This is a genomic window from Candidatus Brocadia sapporoensis, from assembly GCF_001753675.2.
GTDB lineage: Bacteria > Planctomycetota > Brocadiia > Brocadiales > Brocadiaceae > Brocadia > Brocadia sapporoensis.
The window spans coordinates 68421-86176 of record NZ_MJUW02000122.1 but is presented as its reverse complement, the minus strand read 5'-3'; the positions used below and the strand labels follow the sequence as shown (position 1 = coordinate 86176).

The 17756-nt window shown below is 42.8% G+C and carries 10 protein-coding genes, 2 tRNA genes and 2 pseudogenes; 10 read left to right on the top strand and 4 right to left on the bottom strand.

Annotated elements, in window-relative coordinates; translation table 11 throughout:
- Positions 1-169 precede the first annotated feature (169 nt).
- Positions 170-1306, bottom strand: coding sequence for a glycosyltransferase family 4 protein (locus tag BIY37_RS12870; RefSeq protein WP_070068243.1), 1137 nt, complete (start codon positions 1304-1306; stop codon positions 170-172).
- An 83-nt stretch (positions 1307-1389) separates the two neighbouring features.
- Here BIY37_RS12870 and BIY37_RS12865 point away from each other — a divergent pair, with 83 nt between their 5' ends.
- Entirely contained in the window at positions 1390-4278 is a 2889-nt protein-coding gene (locus BIY37_RS12865; protein ID WP_070068242.1) for a tetratricopeptide repeat protein, read from the top strand.
- Positions 4279-4283: 5 nt separating this feature from the next.
- Complete coding sequence (gene icd / locus BIY37_RS12860) at positions 4284-5525, top strand: isocitrate dehydrogenase (NADP(+)) (RefSeq protein WP_070068241.1); 1242 nt, start codon at positions 4284-4286, stop codon at positions 5523-5525.
- Between the two features lie 78 nt (positions 5526-5603).
- On the opposite strand, the gene BIY37_RS12855 is transcribed toward icd, so the two are convergent.
- Both BIY37_RS12855 and BIY37_RS12850 read right to left on the bottom strand, forming a co-directional pair.
- Positions 5604-10043 carry a PAS domain S-box protein gene (locus BIY37_RS12855; RefSeq protein WP_070068240.1) on the bottom strand — a complete coding sequence of 1480 codons (4440 nt, stop codon included), beginning with the start codon at positions 10041-10043 and terminating at the stop codon, positions 5604-5606.
- A 107-nt stretch (positions 10044-10150) separates the two neighbouring features.
- Positions 10151-10645: a DUF456 domain-containing protein gene (locus BIY37_RS12850; protein ID WP_179129407.1), complete on the bottom strand. Its 495-nt coding sequence runs from the start codon at positions 10643-10645 to the stop codon at positions 10151-10153.
- A 518-nt stretch (positions 10646-11163) separates the two neighbouring features.
- On the opposite strand from BIY37_RS12850, the gene BIY37_RS12845 reads away from it, so the two are divergent.
- Positions 11164-11427, top strand: a complete 264-nt coding sequence (locus BIY37_RS12845; RefSeq protein ID WP_070068239.1) for a SemiSWEET family sugar transporter — start codon at positions 11164-11166, stop codon at positions 11425-11427.
- 136 nt (positions 11428-11563) lie between these two features.
- Positions 11564-11639: transfer RNA gene (locus tag BIY37_RS12840), tRNA-Val, on the top strand.
- 93 nt (positions 11640-11732) lie between these two features.
- On the opposite strand, the pseudogene BIY37_RS14450 reads toward BIY37_RS12840, so the two are convergent.
- Positions 11733-11864: pseudogene (locus BIY37_RS14450) on the bottom strand (integrase); the annotation flags it as partial.
- 630 nt (positions 11865-12494) lie between these two features.
- Here BIY37_RS14450 and BIY37_RS13265 point away from each other — a divergent pair.
- The 6 genes and pseudogenes from BIY37_RS13265 to BIY37_RS12805 form a co-directional block, all read left to right on the top strand.
- Positions 12495-12692 (top strand): annotated as a pseudogene (locus BIY37_RS13265) (transposase); the annotation flags it as partial.
- A 239-nt stretch (positions 12693-12931) separates the two neighbouring features.
- Complete coding sequence (locus BIY37_RS12825) at positions 12932-14983, top strand: diguanylate cyclase domain-containing protein (RefSeq protein ID WP_070068238.1); 2052 nt, start codon at positions 12932-12934, stop codon at positions 14981-14983.
- Between the two features lie 104 nt (positions 14984-15087).
- A complete protein-coding gene (gene mnmL / locus BIY37_RS12820) occupies positions 15088-16137 on the top strand; it encodes a tRNA modification radical SAM protein MnmL/YtqA (protein WP_070068237.1) in 1050 nt (349 codons plus the stop codon).
- Position 16138: 1 nt separating this feature from the next.
- Positions 16139-16212 (top strand) — tRNA-Gly (locus tag BIY37_RS12815).
- A gap of 26 nt (positions 16213-16238) precedes the next feature.
- Positions 16239-16757 carry an HPF/RaiA family ribosome-associated protein gene (locus tag BIY37_RS12810; RefSeq protein WP_070068236.1) on the top strand — a complete coding sequence of 173 codons (519 nt, stop codon included), beginning with the start codon at positions 16239-16241 and terminating at the stop codon, positions 16755-16757.
- Between the two features lie 151 nt (positions 16758-16908).
- Positions 16909-17643: a M48 family metalloprotease gene (locus tag BIY37_RS12805; RefSeq protein WP_070068235.1), complete on the top strand. Its 735-nt coding sequence runs from the start codon at positions 16909-16911 to the stop codon at positions 17641-17643.
- The last annotated feature ends 113 nt before the right edge of the window (positions 17644-17756 follow it).

Below are 17756 nucleotides of genomic sequence, written 5' to 3'. Positions count from 1 at the left end.
CTTATAGTATTACCGTGTAGAAACTTTTTTTGTAAGTTTTTTACACCCCCCATTGCACACTAGATTTTGTCGTGATGGTTCGACAGGCTCACCATGCACGGCGCAACATCCTGAGACTGCCGAAGGATCAGTCGAACGATAGTGGGGATTTGGTTGAGGCTTTGCTGCGTTATGAGATCCTGGTAAAAATTTTCAACGTATCTCTTGCCGTGTTTTCCCAGGAAAAATCGGTTGCCCGTTTCAATGAATTCCGAGCCAATGCAGAGACCAAGTCAGGATTCTTCAGCGCCTTCATGATCATATCAGCGATGGCAACCGGATTCATGGGATCAAAATAAAGGGCTGCATCTGCGCAAATTTCCGGCATTGGCTCTCTGTCCGAAGCAAGAACCGGCGCGCCACAGGCCATTGCCTCTACCAAAGTCATTCCAAACGATTCGCACGTTGAAGGATATACAAACAATTTACAGGCAGAGTATAAATAGGACAGCTCTTCGTAGGGAATGCTCCCTAAAAAGAGAATCCGGTTTTCATATCTTTCCCGCATGATAAAAGACTTCATCTCGTAATAGTATTCTCTGTCGAAGCAGGTTCCTGCAAAAACAAGCTGTATGCTGTTATCTATTTTATCCCGCAGCAAGACAAAAGCATTGATCAGTTCGAAAAAATTTTTATATCTCTGAATGTTGGATACGAAGAGGATAAAGGTGCCTAACTGATGTTTTTTCTTAAATAGAAGCATCTTATCATCCCCGCGAATGGGATGAAATATTTCCTTGTTAATACCGTGGTAAACAACCTCCGCATGTTTCACCCTGATCCCAGATTTTTCAATATCCGTGCGGGCTTTTGTTGATGGAAAAATCGTAGTCTGAGCCTTTTGTATCGACGCGGTCGTTAACAGCTTCAGGAACTTCAACCGTACGCGCTGCACGAAACTGCGGTTTCCAGATACCCTATTGCTAAACGGCTCGATGTTCTGTATCATAACTACGTTTGAGGATTTGGCGAAAAGAGGGCATACATTTGCCGGTGAAAAAAGGATATGGACGTTGTTCCTCTTGAGGAAAAGGGGTAAATATATCTGCTCCCAGCAGAGACGTAACAGGGGGCCTTTTGAAGGCAGTTGAAATGACATAAAGGTGAAACGAGGATGTGGAAAGGAAAAGATCTCTTTCCCGGCATGCGTTGTCAGGATAAGATAGTGATGAGGAGTATCGAGTTTTGATAAATACACTAACAGATTTTTTATGTAGGTAACACCACCTCCGGCAACTGCAGATGTCGTATTAATAGCAATCTTCACATTACTTTGAAAAAATCAAAATCTTAAGAAGGGAACTTCTTCTGGTGCTGATAAAAATGTTCGTTTAGATTTTACTCTAAATAATGAATGATTCAATAAAAAATACTTTTGGAATTATTTCGCAGTATTGTGAGAAATTACTCATCGGCTTTTTAATCGCAATCGTTGTAATCGTTCCTCTTTTTTTTGATATACGACTTTACAGCGTCTTTGATCTCAGCAAGGTAACGGTCTTATATCTATTAACGGCGATAATTTTGGCATTATGGATCATTTTCGTAGCATGTAAGCACGATTTTACTTTTTCACGAACGTCAATAGATATACCCATTCTTGCTTACTTCGGTAGTTTTATCATCTCATCGATCCTGTCAATAAATCCCCTCATGAGCCTTTTTGGCACGTATAAACGATTTGAGGGTTTAACCTCTACGGCATGCTATCTCTTTCTTTTTTACGCCACCGTTACTTTTATCACCACAAAGAGAAGGGTTTACCTTCTCGTTATATCAATTCTTACCGCCGCTCTTATCTCATCGTTTTATGGAATTGCGCAACATCTTGGATACGACACGTTCAAGTGGAGCAGCTTTGAGGCAAGACGGGTATTCTCTACCTTTGGAAATCCGGTCTTTTTTGCAGCCTACCTTGTGATGGTTTTACCATTAGCCGTAGTTCTTTTTTTTAGCAAATTTTTACTAAAAAGAACCTCTGCCAAATCAAAAAACCATTATTATATCGCATTAATTTTTTATCTGTTTTCTATGATTATTTATACCGCATTCTGGCTTACGAATACCCGCGCATGCTTTATCGCACTGTTTGGTGGTCTGGTGCCGCTTTTCATCATTCTCTCCAGAAGGACTTTTACAGAAAAATACCCGTTTATTATTTTGGTAATTTCTTTTGTACTTATTGGCTTGTTTTTTAATGTGAAACCTGAAACATCAGGAGTTCACCGTTTTATCGAGCATTTTGGAGAAAAAAACGCAAGGAGAACAGAATTTTCGGTCGAAAATTCCATTGCAGACAAAACGGAACCCTGCGAAAGACCCTGGATCGCAAAAATATTCCCTGTTAGTGATTCTACATTTTCACGCGTGTTCCAATATTTAACTGCAATCGGTATTATAAAAGATTACCCTGCTTTAGGCATCGGACCAGATACCATCGGAATTGTTTACCAGAAATATTTAGCCAAGGTATTTTGCATACAGGAAAATGACGGCGGTTTCCAATTTCCCAGGCAGGACAGGATTCATAATGACATCCTCGATACTGCGGTCACCCGGGGAATCTTTGGCCTTGGTACTTACCTATGGCTGCTCCTGGCTTTTGGCAGGTATATGAGTAAAAATTATCAAAGAATCCATACCCAATACAAATTGCTTATCCTGGGACTCCTGGCAGGACTGGGATGCTATCTGATCCAAAATCAATTCAGTTTTGGAAACACCCCGATTGTCGCTCTCTTCTGGGTAATGATGGGGCTTTGTATCTCAGTAGTAAAACTTAATGAAACTGAAGGAGCAGGAAAGGCCTGCGCCTGCAACATAACGACTGAAAGAAATCCGGCAATTGGAAAACCAGGGGGACGAAACAGAAAAATGCCCGGATATGCTCAATCTCCCAAGCACCCAACTTCTCCCATTCGTGTTGTATGCAGATGGCTGGGTTGCGGATTGGCACTTATAGCTACAGGATTTGCAGCAATCTTTATTCTCCGGGTTTATCAGGCGGATATCTGTTTTGAGCATGGGCGAAGAATGATAGAGTACAACAAAGAAAACTCGCATACGGTATCAGAAAAAGGAATGTATTATATCAAAAATGCCGTGTTTCTTAATCCATACGAGACCTTTTACCGGGATGAACTCTGCAGAACGTATATACAGGTTGCGTTAAAGACAAACGATGAGGCCTGGATACAAAAGGCTTATGTGGAAGCGAATAATACTTTGCGGCTGATTCCAGAGCATTTCATGGGATTTTTTCATCTTGGCATGATTCACCAGTTTCTGGCAGACCGCTTCGGCAGGAATACCCTGGACGCTGCTATTGCCTGGTACAAAAAGGCAATTGATGCAGACCCTTTTCAAGCCGTTTTCCACAGCAATCTTGCTATGGTGTATTCAAAAAAGGGAGATATTGATCAGACGATCGAAGAACTCCGCAAGGCATATCTGATCTGTCAGGATGACTTGAGTACAGACGACCGGTTGGCCAATGCATATTTACAAAAGGGCGATCTGGACAACGCCATCATCTTTGTAAGAAAGACGATAAAGCTGAAGCCGGCGGAACCTGGTTACTATAACAATCTCGGGGCTATCCTGAGCAAAAAGGGTATGTACGAGGAGGCAACTCAGGCATTTCAGAAGGCAATAGAAATAAGCCCAAAAGAGCCTGTTTATCAGGAAAATCTGGCAAGGCTGTATCTCTCCACGAGAAACTACGCAGAATCGATGTCCTGTTATAAAAAACTTATCGAACTTAACCCATCCGTAGCGGATTACCATAATAATCTTGGCGTAATGTATCAAAAAGAGAAAATGCCGGATAATGCAATTCAATCATTTCAGAAGGCGGTAGCTTTAAAACCGGAGAATCCCATATATACGTATAACCTTGCTGACACCTTTTTCCATAAAGGCCAATACGCTGATGCAAAACAAGTCATTCAGACGTTCATGAAAACTTATCCGAATCATACCTTTGCAAATATTCATGTCCTTTTGGCTAAACTATACCTGAAACATGAGGATTGGGGAAAAGGTGTCTACGAATGTGAACTCGCTCTTAAGATAGACGAAAAATCGATCGCAGCTTACAAGCTGCTCGGTATTCTGTATTATAATATGCATCAGTATGAACTAGCTGAGAAAACAGCAAAGAAAACCCTTGTGCTTAATCCAGACGATCAGGAGACACAAGACTTACTGGTAAAAATCTCAAACACAATAAGGAGGTAGAGAAGTTGCCTAAAACGAAGAACAGTTCCGGTCATGGCGATGTAATAAAAATAGAAAAGAACCGTCTGGTAGTCCCTAACAACCCGGTAATCCCTTTCATAAGAGGCGATGGCACCGGTCCCGACATTTGGAATGCATCCGTCCGCGTATTTGATGCTGCGGTAAGCAAGTCCTACAAGACAAAAAAACGTATTTGCTGGCAGGAAATCTTTGCAGGAGAATGTGCTTTTAAAGAACGGGGAGAATGGCTTCCCAAGGATACCCTGAACGCTATTAAAAAATATAAAGTCGCTATTAAGGGACCACTTACCACACCGGTTGGTGGTGGTATCAGAAGTCTTAATGTTACCCTTCGGCAGGAACTCGACTTATATGCCTGTGTCCGCCCGGTACGGTATTTTGAAGGTGTGCCCTGTCCGGTAAAATCTCCTGAAAAACTTAATGTCGTCATTTTCCGGGAAAATACGGAAGATGTTTATGCAGGGATTGAATACAAAAAAGGGTCTCCTGAGGCAAAGAAGCTCATCGCATTCCTTGAACAAGAACTGGGGAAAAAGATCCGAAAGGACTCGGGCATCGGTATCAAGCCCATGAGTGTTGCCGGCTCAAAAAGGCTGGTGAGACGCGCCATACAATATGCAATCGATAAGGGATTAAAGAGTGTAACCCTTATGCACAAAGGGAATATTATGAAGTTTACCGAAGGCGCCTTTCGTGAGTGGGGTTACGAGGTTGCAAAAGAGGAATTTTCAAGGTTCATCATAACGGAAGACGACGTCTTCAAGAAGCATGCTGGCGTTGCGCCAAAAGGTAAAGTTGTTATAAAAGACAGGATTGCCGACGCTATGTTCCAGCAGGTGCTCCTGAGACCGGAGGAATACGATGTGATTGCTACGCCAAATCTCAATGGCGACTACATCTCTGACGCTTGTGCCGCCCAGGTAGGCGGTTTAGGTATGGCTCCGGGAGCTAACATAGGAGATAAGGCTGCTGTTTTTGAAGCCACGCACGGCACCGCCCCGAAATATGCAGGACAGGATAAGGTCAATCCGGGTTCTGTTATTTTGTCCGGAGTAATGATGTTTGAGCACCTTGGATGGAACGATCCAGCAGCTATGATTGTAAGCGCACTGGAGAGGACCATCAGGAACAAAACGGTGACTTACGATCTTGAGCGTCAGATGGCGGGCGCCAGATTAGTGAAATGTTCTGAATTTGCTGATGAAATAATAAAGAATATGGCATGATGCGCTCTGTAATTTTATGTCCATATTCTTTCTTGCAAAGGGTGATTATCCAGAGAAAAGAGATTTTGAGAAACTGCATTATTGAGATTTGAAATTCCCTGGTATGCCTTTTTGCAAGAGCTGCTCTATATCAACTGCTGATAAAGGACGGCTGTAAAGATAGCCCTGAATAGTATTACAATGGAGTCCGCGGAGAAAGTCAGCCTGTTCTTTGCTTTCGACACCCTCAGCAACAATCCTCATCTTGAGGCTTTTTGCTACGGCGATGATAGCGGTGACAATTGCCGCATCATCAGGATTTGTCGTAATGTCCTGTACAAAGGACCGGGCAATCTTGAGGGTATCTATAGGGAAGCGCTTCAAATAGCTCAGAGAGGAATATTCGATACCAAAATCATCGATAGAAAAAAGAATACCAAGAGACTTCAACCCCCGGAGCACAGCAAGAACAGCCGTATCGTTTCGCATAATAATACCTTCCGTGAGTTCCAACTCCAGATACTTCGGGTCAAGACCTGTCTCCTTTAACACGCGGGTAATCATGTTTACAAGATTCTGTTGCGAAAGCTGGCGCACGGAAAGATTAACAGTAATACGAAGTCCGGAAAACCCGGCATCGTGCCATGCTTTGGTTTGAGTACAGGCGGTCTTCAGCGCCCACTCGCCAATAGGAATAATAAGGCCGGTTTCCTCGGCAATAGGGATGAATTTATCAGGGTAGAGCATTCCCCGAGTGGGATGATGCCAGCGTATTAACGCTTCCAGGCTGGTAACTTGACCCGTATTCTGATCAACCAGTGGCTGATAATATACGGTCAACTCGTCGTTTGCCTGTGCCTTGCGAAGGTCATTTTCCAGCATCAACCTTTCAAGGTTATTGATATTCATGTCCTCCATGTAGAATTTGAAGGAATTCCCGCCCTGCTCTTTGGCATGGTACATGGCAACGTCAGCCTTTTTAATCAGATTGTCCATGTCGTCCGCATCTAGCGGATAGAAGGCAATGCCAATGCTGGAAGTCACATGTACTTCGTGCCCATCGAGGTGAAAGACGACAGACAGGGCATGGAGAATTTTTTGTGCTATAAGAGCGACGTCCTGCGGATGGGTAATGTCTGAGATAATAAAAATAAATTCGTCTCCACCCAATCGTGACACCGTATCGCCTTCACGTATACAATTCTTCAGGCGTTCCGCAATGGCCTTCAGCAACAGATCTCCAAAGGTATGCCCCAAAGTATCATTAATCGTTTTAAACCGGTCCAAATCGAGGAATATTACCGATGTCAGTCCTTTATTCCGATGTGCATGGATCATTTCCTGACGCAGACGATCACTAAATAAAATACGGTTAGGCAGATTTGTTAATGTGTCGTAATGTGCCATATAAATAATCCGCTTTTCTGCCTCCTTCTTTTCTGTAATATCCTCATGTACCGCAACAAAGTGGCGCGCTTTCCCTTTCATGTCCAGGAGTGGGGTAATGGTCTGGTTCACGATGTAAAGGCTGCCGTCCTTTCGGCAATTTATAACCTCCCCATTCCAAACCTTTCCTGCAAGTATCGTCTGCCATACCTGCTGATAAAATGCGAGATCATGCCTGCCCGACTTGAATAGTCGCGGGGTCTGTTTGCTGACCTCGTCTGGCGTAAATCCACTCAGCTTGGTAAATGCATCGTTAACCCAGGTGATGCGTCCCTCATTATCGGTAATAAATACGGCATTGGCTACCGATGCCATTGCAGTGCTATGCAGACGCAATTGTTGCTGATCTTTCGCAACTAACAAGGTGATGCTGATACGGGCAGCCAGATTTTCCAGCATGTGAATTGATTTTGCATCAAATGCATCCGTCTTTTGATCATACAAATTTAGTGTCCCAATTACCTTACCCTCAGAATATAGGGGAGCCGTGAAAAAGGATTGCAATCCGTACTGACGAGCACGTTCCCGGCATCGTCGAAAGACAGATTCTTTTACATCCATGATACTGCATGCCTTCCCGGTATGAATGGCAAGACCAATGATGCATTCATGCTCAGGAAGATCTTTCCATCGTGTCTTGAAATCGTTAAGATAATTTCCATGGGTACCGGCTTGTGCTGAGATTCTCACCGTACCATCTGTTTCTTTCATACCGATCCAGACCAGGGGATAGGCAAATATTTCTGTAAGACGCGTGCATACGTACGGCAAGATAACATCTGGTGATTGTCCCCGTAGTACAAATTGATCAATCTCGTGAAATAGGGCGTCGATGAGTTGGGTTTGTTTGAGGTGAGTAATATCTGCAGCCACTCCCACGATGCCATTCACGTTGCCCTGACCATCCCGCAGCGGTGCCGTAGAGAAGCTAATGTCAACCGGAGAATCATCGCGCCTCCTCCGACGCACCTCTACGCCGGTAAACGAGTCCCCCCGTAATACCCTTTCACAAAGCGCACGGAACTCTTCCTGCTTTTCTTCTGAAACGATAGGAAGGGGACAACCAACCACTTCCTGCTGATTCCAACCGAATATACGCTCGGCAGCCTGATTCCATAAAGTAACGCTTCCCTGCAGATCAATGGCGATGATAGCCAGCGGCGAGGCTTGAATCAATGCCTGAAGGGTATGATTCATGGCTTTCAACGCCTCTTCGGTTTGTTTGCGCATGCTGATGTCGGTTGCTATTTCAAGCCTGACAATACGGCCGTCTACCCATCTGATTGCCCTGTCAGAAATTGCATACCACCGGCCATCAACGGTATTTTGAAATTCCCAGGAGTATATACCTGCTGGATTTCCATTGGCGTCTAAAAGTTTATGATTGGTGCAAAAATTACACGGGTTTAACTGACTCACCTGAAATGTCTCCCAGCAGATTTTGCCGGTTGTATCCCCGCAAAGATCCTGCAAATATTTATTGGTATACAGGATTTCGTAGGTCCTCATATCCGCAACATATACCACGGCATTCAGTCCATCCAAAATTGTAGTGAGGCGTTTATGAGATTCCCGCAAAGCTTCTTCCGCATTCCTGCGTTCCGTAATATCTCTGGCAATGCCAATGGTTCTCGTGACGTTTCCGCTTTTATCCCGTATCTGAAAATTCCTGTACTCGCATACTATTCCCGTTTTTTTAAATCTGAGTTCAAATTCCAGACTTTCTCCCGCTACGGATCTTTTATGAATATCCATTGCTTTTTGCAGGTTCTCTGCATCAAAAAGGGATGAAAATGATTTCCCAAAGAATTCTTCAGGTTTATGACCTGTAAGTTTTTCAAAAACTTTGTTTACATATATAATATTGCCTTGTGTATCACAAACGTATGCGAGATCTCTTATTTCAGAAAACAGTAATTGAAATATTTCTAATTCTTCATGCATCCTCTCGCTTTCAGTAATATCCACGAATGCTATCCCCACACAATTATTTGAAAGTGGAAAAGCTTTGACGGAAAAGGTCGTTTTTATACTGCCTTTTTCAGAAAAGTGATCTTCTTTCAAGTTTTTTACCTTCCCGGAACGGACAACTTCGGCATACATCTGCGGGACTTCTGTTTCAATGAGGTCTGGAAAACACTCTGTCATGGCCTTTCCGACAAGATCTCCCAACGCCACCCCGGTACATAGGGTTGCTGCCGTATTAGCGGCAACAAGTTTATAGGTTTTTATATCATCGATATTCTCTAACTGCCAGACAATCAGGCCTATTTGCAGATTATTTAAGACTTCTCCATAGAGCCGGATATGTCTTTCCATCTGATTGCGGTCGGTAATATTGTGTGCTGTACCATAGATATGAATGACACGGCCTTGCTCCTCTCCCCACACCGGCTGAGCATAATCACGCAACCATAGCGTTTCACCACTTTTTGTAATGATGCGAAATTCACTTGTCTTCGATTGGCCAGAAAGAAGACAATCCCGGTGCTTGAGAAAAACGGATTTATCTTCCGGACAGACAAAACTATACCAGCCGTCATGCCCATCTATTTCTTCAAGGGTATATCCGGTAATTGAAGCAAAGGCTTCGGTTGCGTATTCACATAAGAAGACACCGTTGGATTCAACGCGCACCGAATAAGCATAGTCAGAAATAGTTTCTGTGGCATTATATTGCTTTGAAAAAACTTTCGTATGATTTCCCGATTTATTTTGTCCCGCATCAAAACTGGCATCCCTCAGACCCTTTTTCAATGCCGTTGGTAATGCGTGCATTTTCCTCTTCAGGATATAGTCGCTCAGACCCGATTTCATTCCTTCTACGGCTATTTCCTCGTTCCCATGACCAGTAACCATGATTACCGGCACATAAGGGAACTGTCCCTTGATCGCCCGGAGAATCCATAATCCGTCTGTCCAGTCTAGGAGATAATCGGTAATTACAGCATCGAAGCTGCCTTTTTCGATAACCTCATCAAAATCCTCCCGTTTAAAAATCTCCAGAAACTCTAAGTCATAAAACTCTTTTAAAAGATTCTGTTTCATCCGCTCACGGTCATCCTGGTTATTATCAATAATCAGAAATTTCATGATTCGTCTCCGTGCAAAAGGTGTCTTTCTGGAAAAATACAAGACATTTCAATTGCAGGGTGCAGGTGGTGTTTCTCATTAAAATAGAACAAGAAATTTATCATCTTTTATCCAAAGAATATCTTCCACACAAAGAGAGCAATCATCACAAGACCAATGATCATTTTTACTATGGACCCGCCGAGAAAACCGACAAAGTTGCCCACTCCCGACTTCAATGCCCCTTTGTAATCCTTTCCCCCTATTACTTCAAAGATAATCGTGCCAACGATGGGTCCTAAAATCAAACCAACGGGACCACCTAAGAAGAATCCGGCACCGGTGCCTATAACCGAGCCAAGAATTCCCCACCGCGTGGCGCCAAATTTTTTTGCACCATATACATTCCCAAGATTTTCCAGTACGACAGAAAAAATGGTCATTAGTGCAAAGAACAACAACATTGTCCACGTAACTTTTTCAAAATGAGTACTTATTGCATAGATAAATGCTCCGACCCAGATAAGTGGCGTGCTCGGAATTATCGGTACAATAATTCCTGCCATTCCCACCGTCATAATTATGAGCGAAATTACCAATACAGCAATATCCCAAATTCCCATTGATAATCTTTCCTTCAGGGTGTTTAAGTTATGCCTTCGGTTACAGGGTGGCATGGACAAACTTGTTTGTCCATGGTGTTTGAATATACACACGGATTTGGAATATATCACCCTGACAAGCAGGGTTTGCCTGCGCCGTCCTGTAACCCGTTTAAATAAAATGAAAATTCCTATACAATTAAATTATCCCATGCATTTTATAAAAAATATGGTAATATAATGAGCAATTCAGATGTGTCCTTTATAATTAGTGTCTGAACGAAAACTACCAAACAGGTCATTTCGGGCGGCGCGAGAAATCCTTTGAGCATTGAAATTGTGGGGTTTGAAGATTTCTCCCTTCGGTCGAAATGACAAAAGTATGTGGTTTCGTTCAGACACTACTTGCTATCCACTGTCTCCTGCGTTATTACGGAAGAATAGGGCTGTAAGTTACTTGAGTGTTTATCATATCATGAGAGTACTCCAGTTCCAACAAAATTAGATACCTTTTGAGCAGGCCTTTTAGAAACAGAAATATGCTTTGGTCAATCGTGGGCACACTTGCTGCAATTTGTACAACGATAGGGTATATCCCTCAAATAATACGTGGCATAAGAACGAAGAATTTAAATGACGTTTCCCCCATGATGTTAACACTTCTCCTGGTGGGATGCAGTTTATGGCTGGCGTACGGAATTCACTTAAAAGACCCTATCATTGCGCTGGCAAACGGGTTTACCCTTTCGTTTGTTATCACAATTTTACTCCTGCGTGCTGCTTATAAAAAGAATAACTCCTAAGCAAAGCCACAAGCTATGATTGCGATGCTGAATCAAGGATTCACGGATCGACAGCCAACCAATTGAGCAAAGTTTTTGGGATGGAAATCAGCCTGAATTTTTCGTAAAATGGAAAAAAAATAACATGTCATAATTTGGGCGCTTGGCTCAGCGGCTAGAGCACTTGCTTCACACGCAAGGGATCAGTGGTTCGAATCCACTAGCGCCCACCATATCCTGCAAGGACTTATGACTTGTCGGTTATGAATTACTCTGGGGAATTGAAAAAAACTTCCTTCTGTTTGGTTAGTTCTCATCACTTGATCAAGCATATTAACCGCTTTTTTCTTGTCCCTTGGTGCCAGGTGTGCATATCTTAAAGTCATGGTTATGGATTTATGCCCCAGTAGTTCTTTAACGCTTGTCAAATCAACGCCCGCCATTACATTTACGGAGGCTCTTTTGAAGGAACAAAAAAGCCCGACAACATTATGACAAATACGCTCATGATACAGCCGGGCTTTTCTTGAAATCGGAAATGAAAAAAGCTGTGCAAGAAAGACACCCTCACAACCTTTTTTCCCATGTCCCTTTTACAGCCTCTTTTTCATATACATTTTTCTTACTTGTCTTGTTCTGTATTTTTTCATCTTTCGGCAGTAAGGTTGTCTTTATCTAAAGACCATACACTTTGCCCCCCCCCAGGTCACCCAAGGTTTGTCGTTATCGAGACTGCTTTATTTTTACTTTCGGAGTTATACTATTAATGGTGTATTTACAACAGTTCAGACAAATTTAAGTGGCAATAGCGCCCGAGTTTCTCAGTTCTTGATAAACTGAATGTATTTTTTCATTGTTAGGAACTTTGATAAAAGGATTATCGTGGAAATGAGTGGGTAAAAACTTTGGAGAAAAAGGTTGTGGTGAGGCATAAAGAAAGGTGAAAGAGGGGTTGATGGAGGAGGATCATTATTGCGTGTATACGGAGAGGGTCTTTGGGGCAGCTATGGAATTATAAGTCGGAGGGATGGGCAAGACATTCTTTCGAAAACTGGAAAAAGTCTTTACCGTGACAGAGGCTTAAACCCTATGAGAAGTTTGCTGAGATGATAGAAAGGCACTGGGATGGAATTGCTGCATACAAAAAACCGGAGAATAAAGTTTCTTTGGGTTTTGTCGAGGGATTGAATAACAAAATCCGGGTTATCCAGCGACGGGCCTACGGTCTAAGAGATGAAGAATATCTTCGCTTAAAAATTCTGACCTGTATGCTTCCGGAGATATAAAAATGCGAAAATTACCCACTCGTTTCCACGATGACCCAAAAAAATATTTCGGTGAGCATAAAAAAAATCGTTGAATGATAAATCTGACTCTCGTTAAAATATAGTATATCTCTGATAAAAAAGAACCTGAAGTTTGTACAAGACACTCACTATGGAAATAGTACTGCTGTTGGATTTATCCCGGAATCCGCTTCGGGATAAATTTTTAATCCTACTCACAACACGTGACGAGATGTACCATGAGAAATCGGAATAAAACAAAAAACGATCGTCAGGTTGAAAATGAAGTGCGCTTCGTAACCGTTAATGAAAACGAACTTAAAAAAAATGGAGACATCATCACCGGTGTATGCTTGTCACAATCTATCCTCGAGCAAACAATGGAGTGTGTCGTGGCGTGCGATATGAATGGCCGGATTATTTGTGCCAGTAAAGCCGCTCATGCTCTTTGTGGCAACGATCCAGTGTCCAAAATTTTCGAAACGGCCTTTCCTGTTCAAATAAAAAACGGGGACGAGGGTTATAAGGATTTTCACATTAAAGATATTTTACATAATAAAGTTATTCAAGGAGCTGAGGTGAGTCTGGCGTATTCCTTTGGTATCCGTTCAGATGATGTGAAAGTATTTCATTTGCTTATGAATGCCTCTCTCTTGCGAAATCCGGAGATGGCGGTGGTTGGGGTTTTGATTATATTGTCTGACGTTACGGAACAGAAACGGATGAAAAGGCGAAGGGACATTTTGTACACCATAAACCGCGCGCTAACAGAGGCGGACACGTTCAAAGAAGCCACCCCAAAAATACTTCAGGCCTTGTGTGAAAGCCTGGAATGGGATGTCGGGGCACTCTGGACTGTTGAAGAAGAAGCCGATATGTTGCGTTGTTCTGAAATTTGGCATAGACCATCAGTAGAAATTCCGGAATTTAAGGCGCTTACCAGACAGATTGCCTTATCCTTTGGCGCTGGATTGCCCGGCAGTGTTTATACTGCCAAAACTCCCCTCTGGATTACCAACGTTGTTTCCGATTCGAACTTTCCCCGCGCTGCAGTCGCGGCCAAAGAAGGGTTACACGGGGCATTTGGTTTCCCTGTCATGGCTGGAAAAAATATTCTTGGTGTAATTGAATTTTTTAGCCATGAGATACAACCGGCCGATGACGACCTGCTCAAATTAATGACCTCTGTCGGTGATCAGATCGGCCAGTTCATCAAACGAAAACGATCAGAGGAGGCCCTTATGCACCGGATAGATTTCGAAAAGACAATTGCCAACATCTCCTCAAGATTTGTCGCCTTTTCAGATTTTAATGATGCCGTTTTCAAATCACTGGCTGACGTTGGCAAGTTGAGTGCAGCCGGAAGGGCGTACCTTTTTCAGTTCCGGGATAATGACGCCTTTATGGACAACACCAATGAATGGCATGCAGAAGGGGTTGTGCCTGAAATTCAGCATCTTCAAAATCTTCCTACGTCAATGTTTCCCTGGCTTATGGGAAACTTAAGAACTGGCAATGTAATTCATATTGCAGATGTTTCGCAAATGCCTGCTGAGGCTGCTGCTGAAAAGCTGGAATTTGAAAAAAGAGGTATCAAGGCGATATTGATTCTACCCGTAAATGCCGCAAAGGAATTGGTCGGGTTTGTTGGCTTTGACAGCATCGCAGCTATTAAACCGTGGCATGAGGAAGATATTACGCAGTTGCAAATCACTGCAGAGATCATAGGAAATGCAATTGCACGCAAACATTCTGAGTCCCTCATTACCTATATGGCCTACCATGATACTCTCACCAACTTACCCAATCGCAATTTATTTCGGGACCGCTTGAAAGTGGCGCTAATTCAGGCAAAGCGTCATAAAACGATGGTGGCTATTATGATCCTGGACCTTGATCACTTCAAAACCATTAATGATGCATTAGGTCATCACATTGGTGATTTGCTGCTGAAAGGAGTTGCGGAGCGTCTGGTGCAATGTGTGCGTAAGGGTGATACCGTTGCCCGTACGGGTGGTGATGAATTTACCATCATACTTCCCGATTTAGTTCATGCACTCAATACTATCATTGTTGCAAGCAAAATTATTGATGCGCTTAACCAGCCCTTCAGGTTTGAGGGCCACGAAATCCACGCCACGATTAGCATCGGCATCAGTCTTTATCCGCTCGATGCAGAGAATCCGGAAGACCTGGTTAAAAAAGCCGACATTGCCATGTACCTTGCCAAGGCGCGTGGCAAAAATACCTACCGATTCTACAAGACGGATATGAATAAGATGAAGATATAAGTAAAGCAGGTTGCCTGACAATTTTATGGTAAACGTGCGTTCCATTTGCCATATTCAGACAGTTTGTATTTGATAATTTTTTATATTCGTGATAAAGTGAAAATATGCAAAACACATTTTCCTCTTTTCAACCAAAACCATACCTCTTAAAGCATCGGTTTTATCCTTTTCGAGAGTATCTGAAGGAACATTTTTCGTATAAGGTGCACAAGATTCCGCTTCATGCTGGTTTCACATGTCCTAACCGTGATGGACGCGCTGGATTAGGTGGTTGCACGTACTGCATCAATGAAAGTTTTAGCCCTAATGTCAAAGGAAATGCTCTTCCTGTAAAGGAGCAAATTGAAAGGGGTAAAGAGTTCCATAAAAGAAGATATGGTACAGAGAAATTTATTGCATATTTCCAGTCCTTTACTAATACCTATGCTGATATTGAAACATTAAAATCCTGTTATGAAGAGGCGCTCAGTGACAGGGATGTTGTAGGAATTTCTATCGGTACAAGGCCAGATTGCATCACCGATGATATTTTAAGCCTTATCGACGGTTATACAAAAAAATACCATGTATGGATTGAGTATGGACTTCAATCCATTCATGACAAGACTTTAGAGCGAATTAACCGAGGGCATAACTCCAGGATATTTCTGGATGCCGTACATCGCACAAAAAAAACTTGCATCAATATATGTGTTCATGTTATTTTGGGATTACCCGGCGAGACGGAAGAAGAGATGATGGAAACCGCTCAGGCAGTAGCAGGTTTAGGTATACAGGGCATAAAGCTTCATCATTTGTATGTCGCCAAAAATACGGTATTGGCTGAAGAATATTTCCAAGGTAAAGTGCAGACCTTAGATAGGGATGCGTATATCAAACTAGCTGTCGATTTTTTAGAACGTATTCCATCAGATGTTACCGTCCAGCGACTCGTGGGTGATACGCATGGCAATTTTCTTCTTTCACCCGTATGGAAGGTCAGCAAGACGGAAATAACTGATGGAATAATACGAGAATTTGAGCGTCGGGGTACGTATCAGGGTTTTCGTTATACCCAATCTTTACCCGTGACAAATCATTCGATTTCATGTCCTACAAAAACTATGTGGGGACAAGATTTGGAAGTGTCGAGATTACACACAGTAAAAATATAAAGCGGGCGTAATTCAGTGGTAGAATACCAGCTTCCCAAGCTGGGTATGAGGGTTCGATTCCCTTCGCCCGCTCCACTTTAAAAGACAGAGGAGGATAACGCGTGATACTGCCATTACAAATTACATCGCGAAATTTGGAACTCACCGAACCGATCAAGGCTAATATTCGTGAGCATGCAGAGAAGTTAGATAAATATTATGGAAGAATTACAAGCTGCAGGATCACCGTTGAGGCACTTCCCCATAGATCATTGTACAACCTGCATATCGATATCACTGTTCCTGGTGCAGAACTTGTGATAAAACTCGATCCAAACACAGATCTTTATCTTGCCATACGAGACGCCTTTCAAGATGCTCGTCGTAAGCTGGAGGATTTTGCAAGCAGACAGCGTGGAGATATAAAACAGCATACAAAAGCACTCCATGGTCTTATTAAAACGCTGTTTCCGGACCAGGGTTATGGTTTCCTTACCACCGTGGATAATCGCGAGATTTATTTCCACAAGAATAGTGTTCAGAACCAAAAATTTAATCAACTGGTTGTTGGTATGGAGGTGCGTTTTGCTGAAGAAATGGGTGAAAAAGGGCCTCAGGCAACATATGTGAAAGTGATATGAAACTCTGGCTCAAGGTATTCTCTTTAAGGCTTCTTTTTTAGAGAGATCTTTTACTTCTCTTTCTTGATCAATGGAGCGCTCGCGAAGAAGTTTCCGCCTTGCGTATAGGAAGAAGAAAGGGTAATTGGTTTGATTGTGGCAGGGTTGTACCATGGCAGCATTCAAGAGAACGTTATTTATCATATTCGTTCCTGTAATTATTTTCTTCTCTACGAAACAATTGGTAGCCGATGATAATTGGCAACTCCAAGATACTCCGGCAGAAATGAGCGATGCTGAAGAGATCGGGTTTGGAAACCAGGTGGATGAGTATATACGGCGTCAGTTTTCCCTGGAAGACGATCCCGATTTTAATAAAGCTGTTAACAACATCGTACAAAAGGTAGTTGCCGTATCTGACAGAAACACCCTTCCCTTCACCTGCACAATCCTTCAATCCTTTTCAATCAATGCGTTTTCCGCCCCGGGTGGGCATATATACCTAACCTATGGTTTATTAATATTTGCACGAACGGAAGATGAGGTGGCAGGGATTATTGGCCACGAAGTTGCCCATGCATCCCTGAGACACGCCTCAAAATTATACTACGAGATTATGGAAATCAATTCTCGCCATGAGGAAGAGCTTCAGTCCTCCATGAATGCATTACTTTTAACTACCCACCTGGAAGAGTTTGAAAAAGATGCCGATGTAAAGGGTGTTTTGTATGCACAAAAAGCCGGGTTTAATCCAGACGGGCTGTTGAATTTTTTAGAAAGGCACCTTGATTTTATGATACACAGAGGGCTATTTAGCATGGCAAGTTCTGGTTTTACCGGAACGGTCGTGGCAAGATTAAACCATTTACGAAAGTATCTTTCCAGCCTGGAAAAGAACAATAATTAGGCTGCCAGTCATTTTTTAGAGTCAGAAACCATGGTTTGTCGGAGCATACACGCTGCATCTACAATTAATCTATTGGGGGAGGGAACGAAGTACGGACGAATCATTAGAAACCC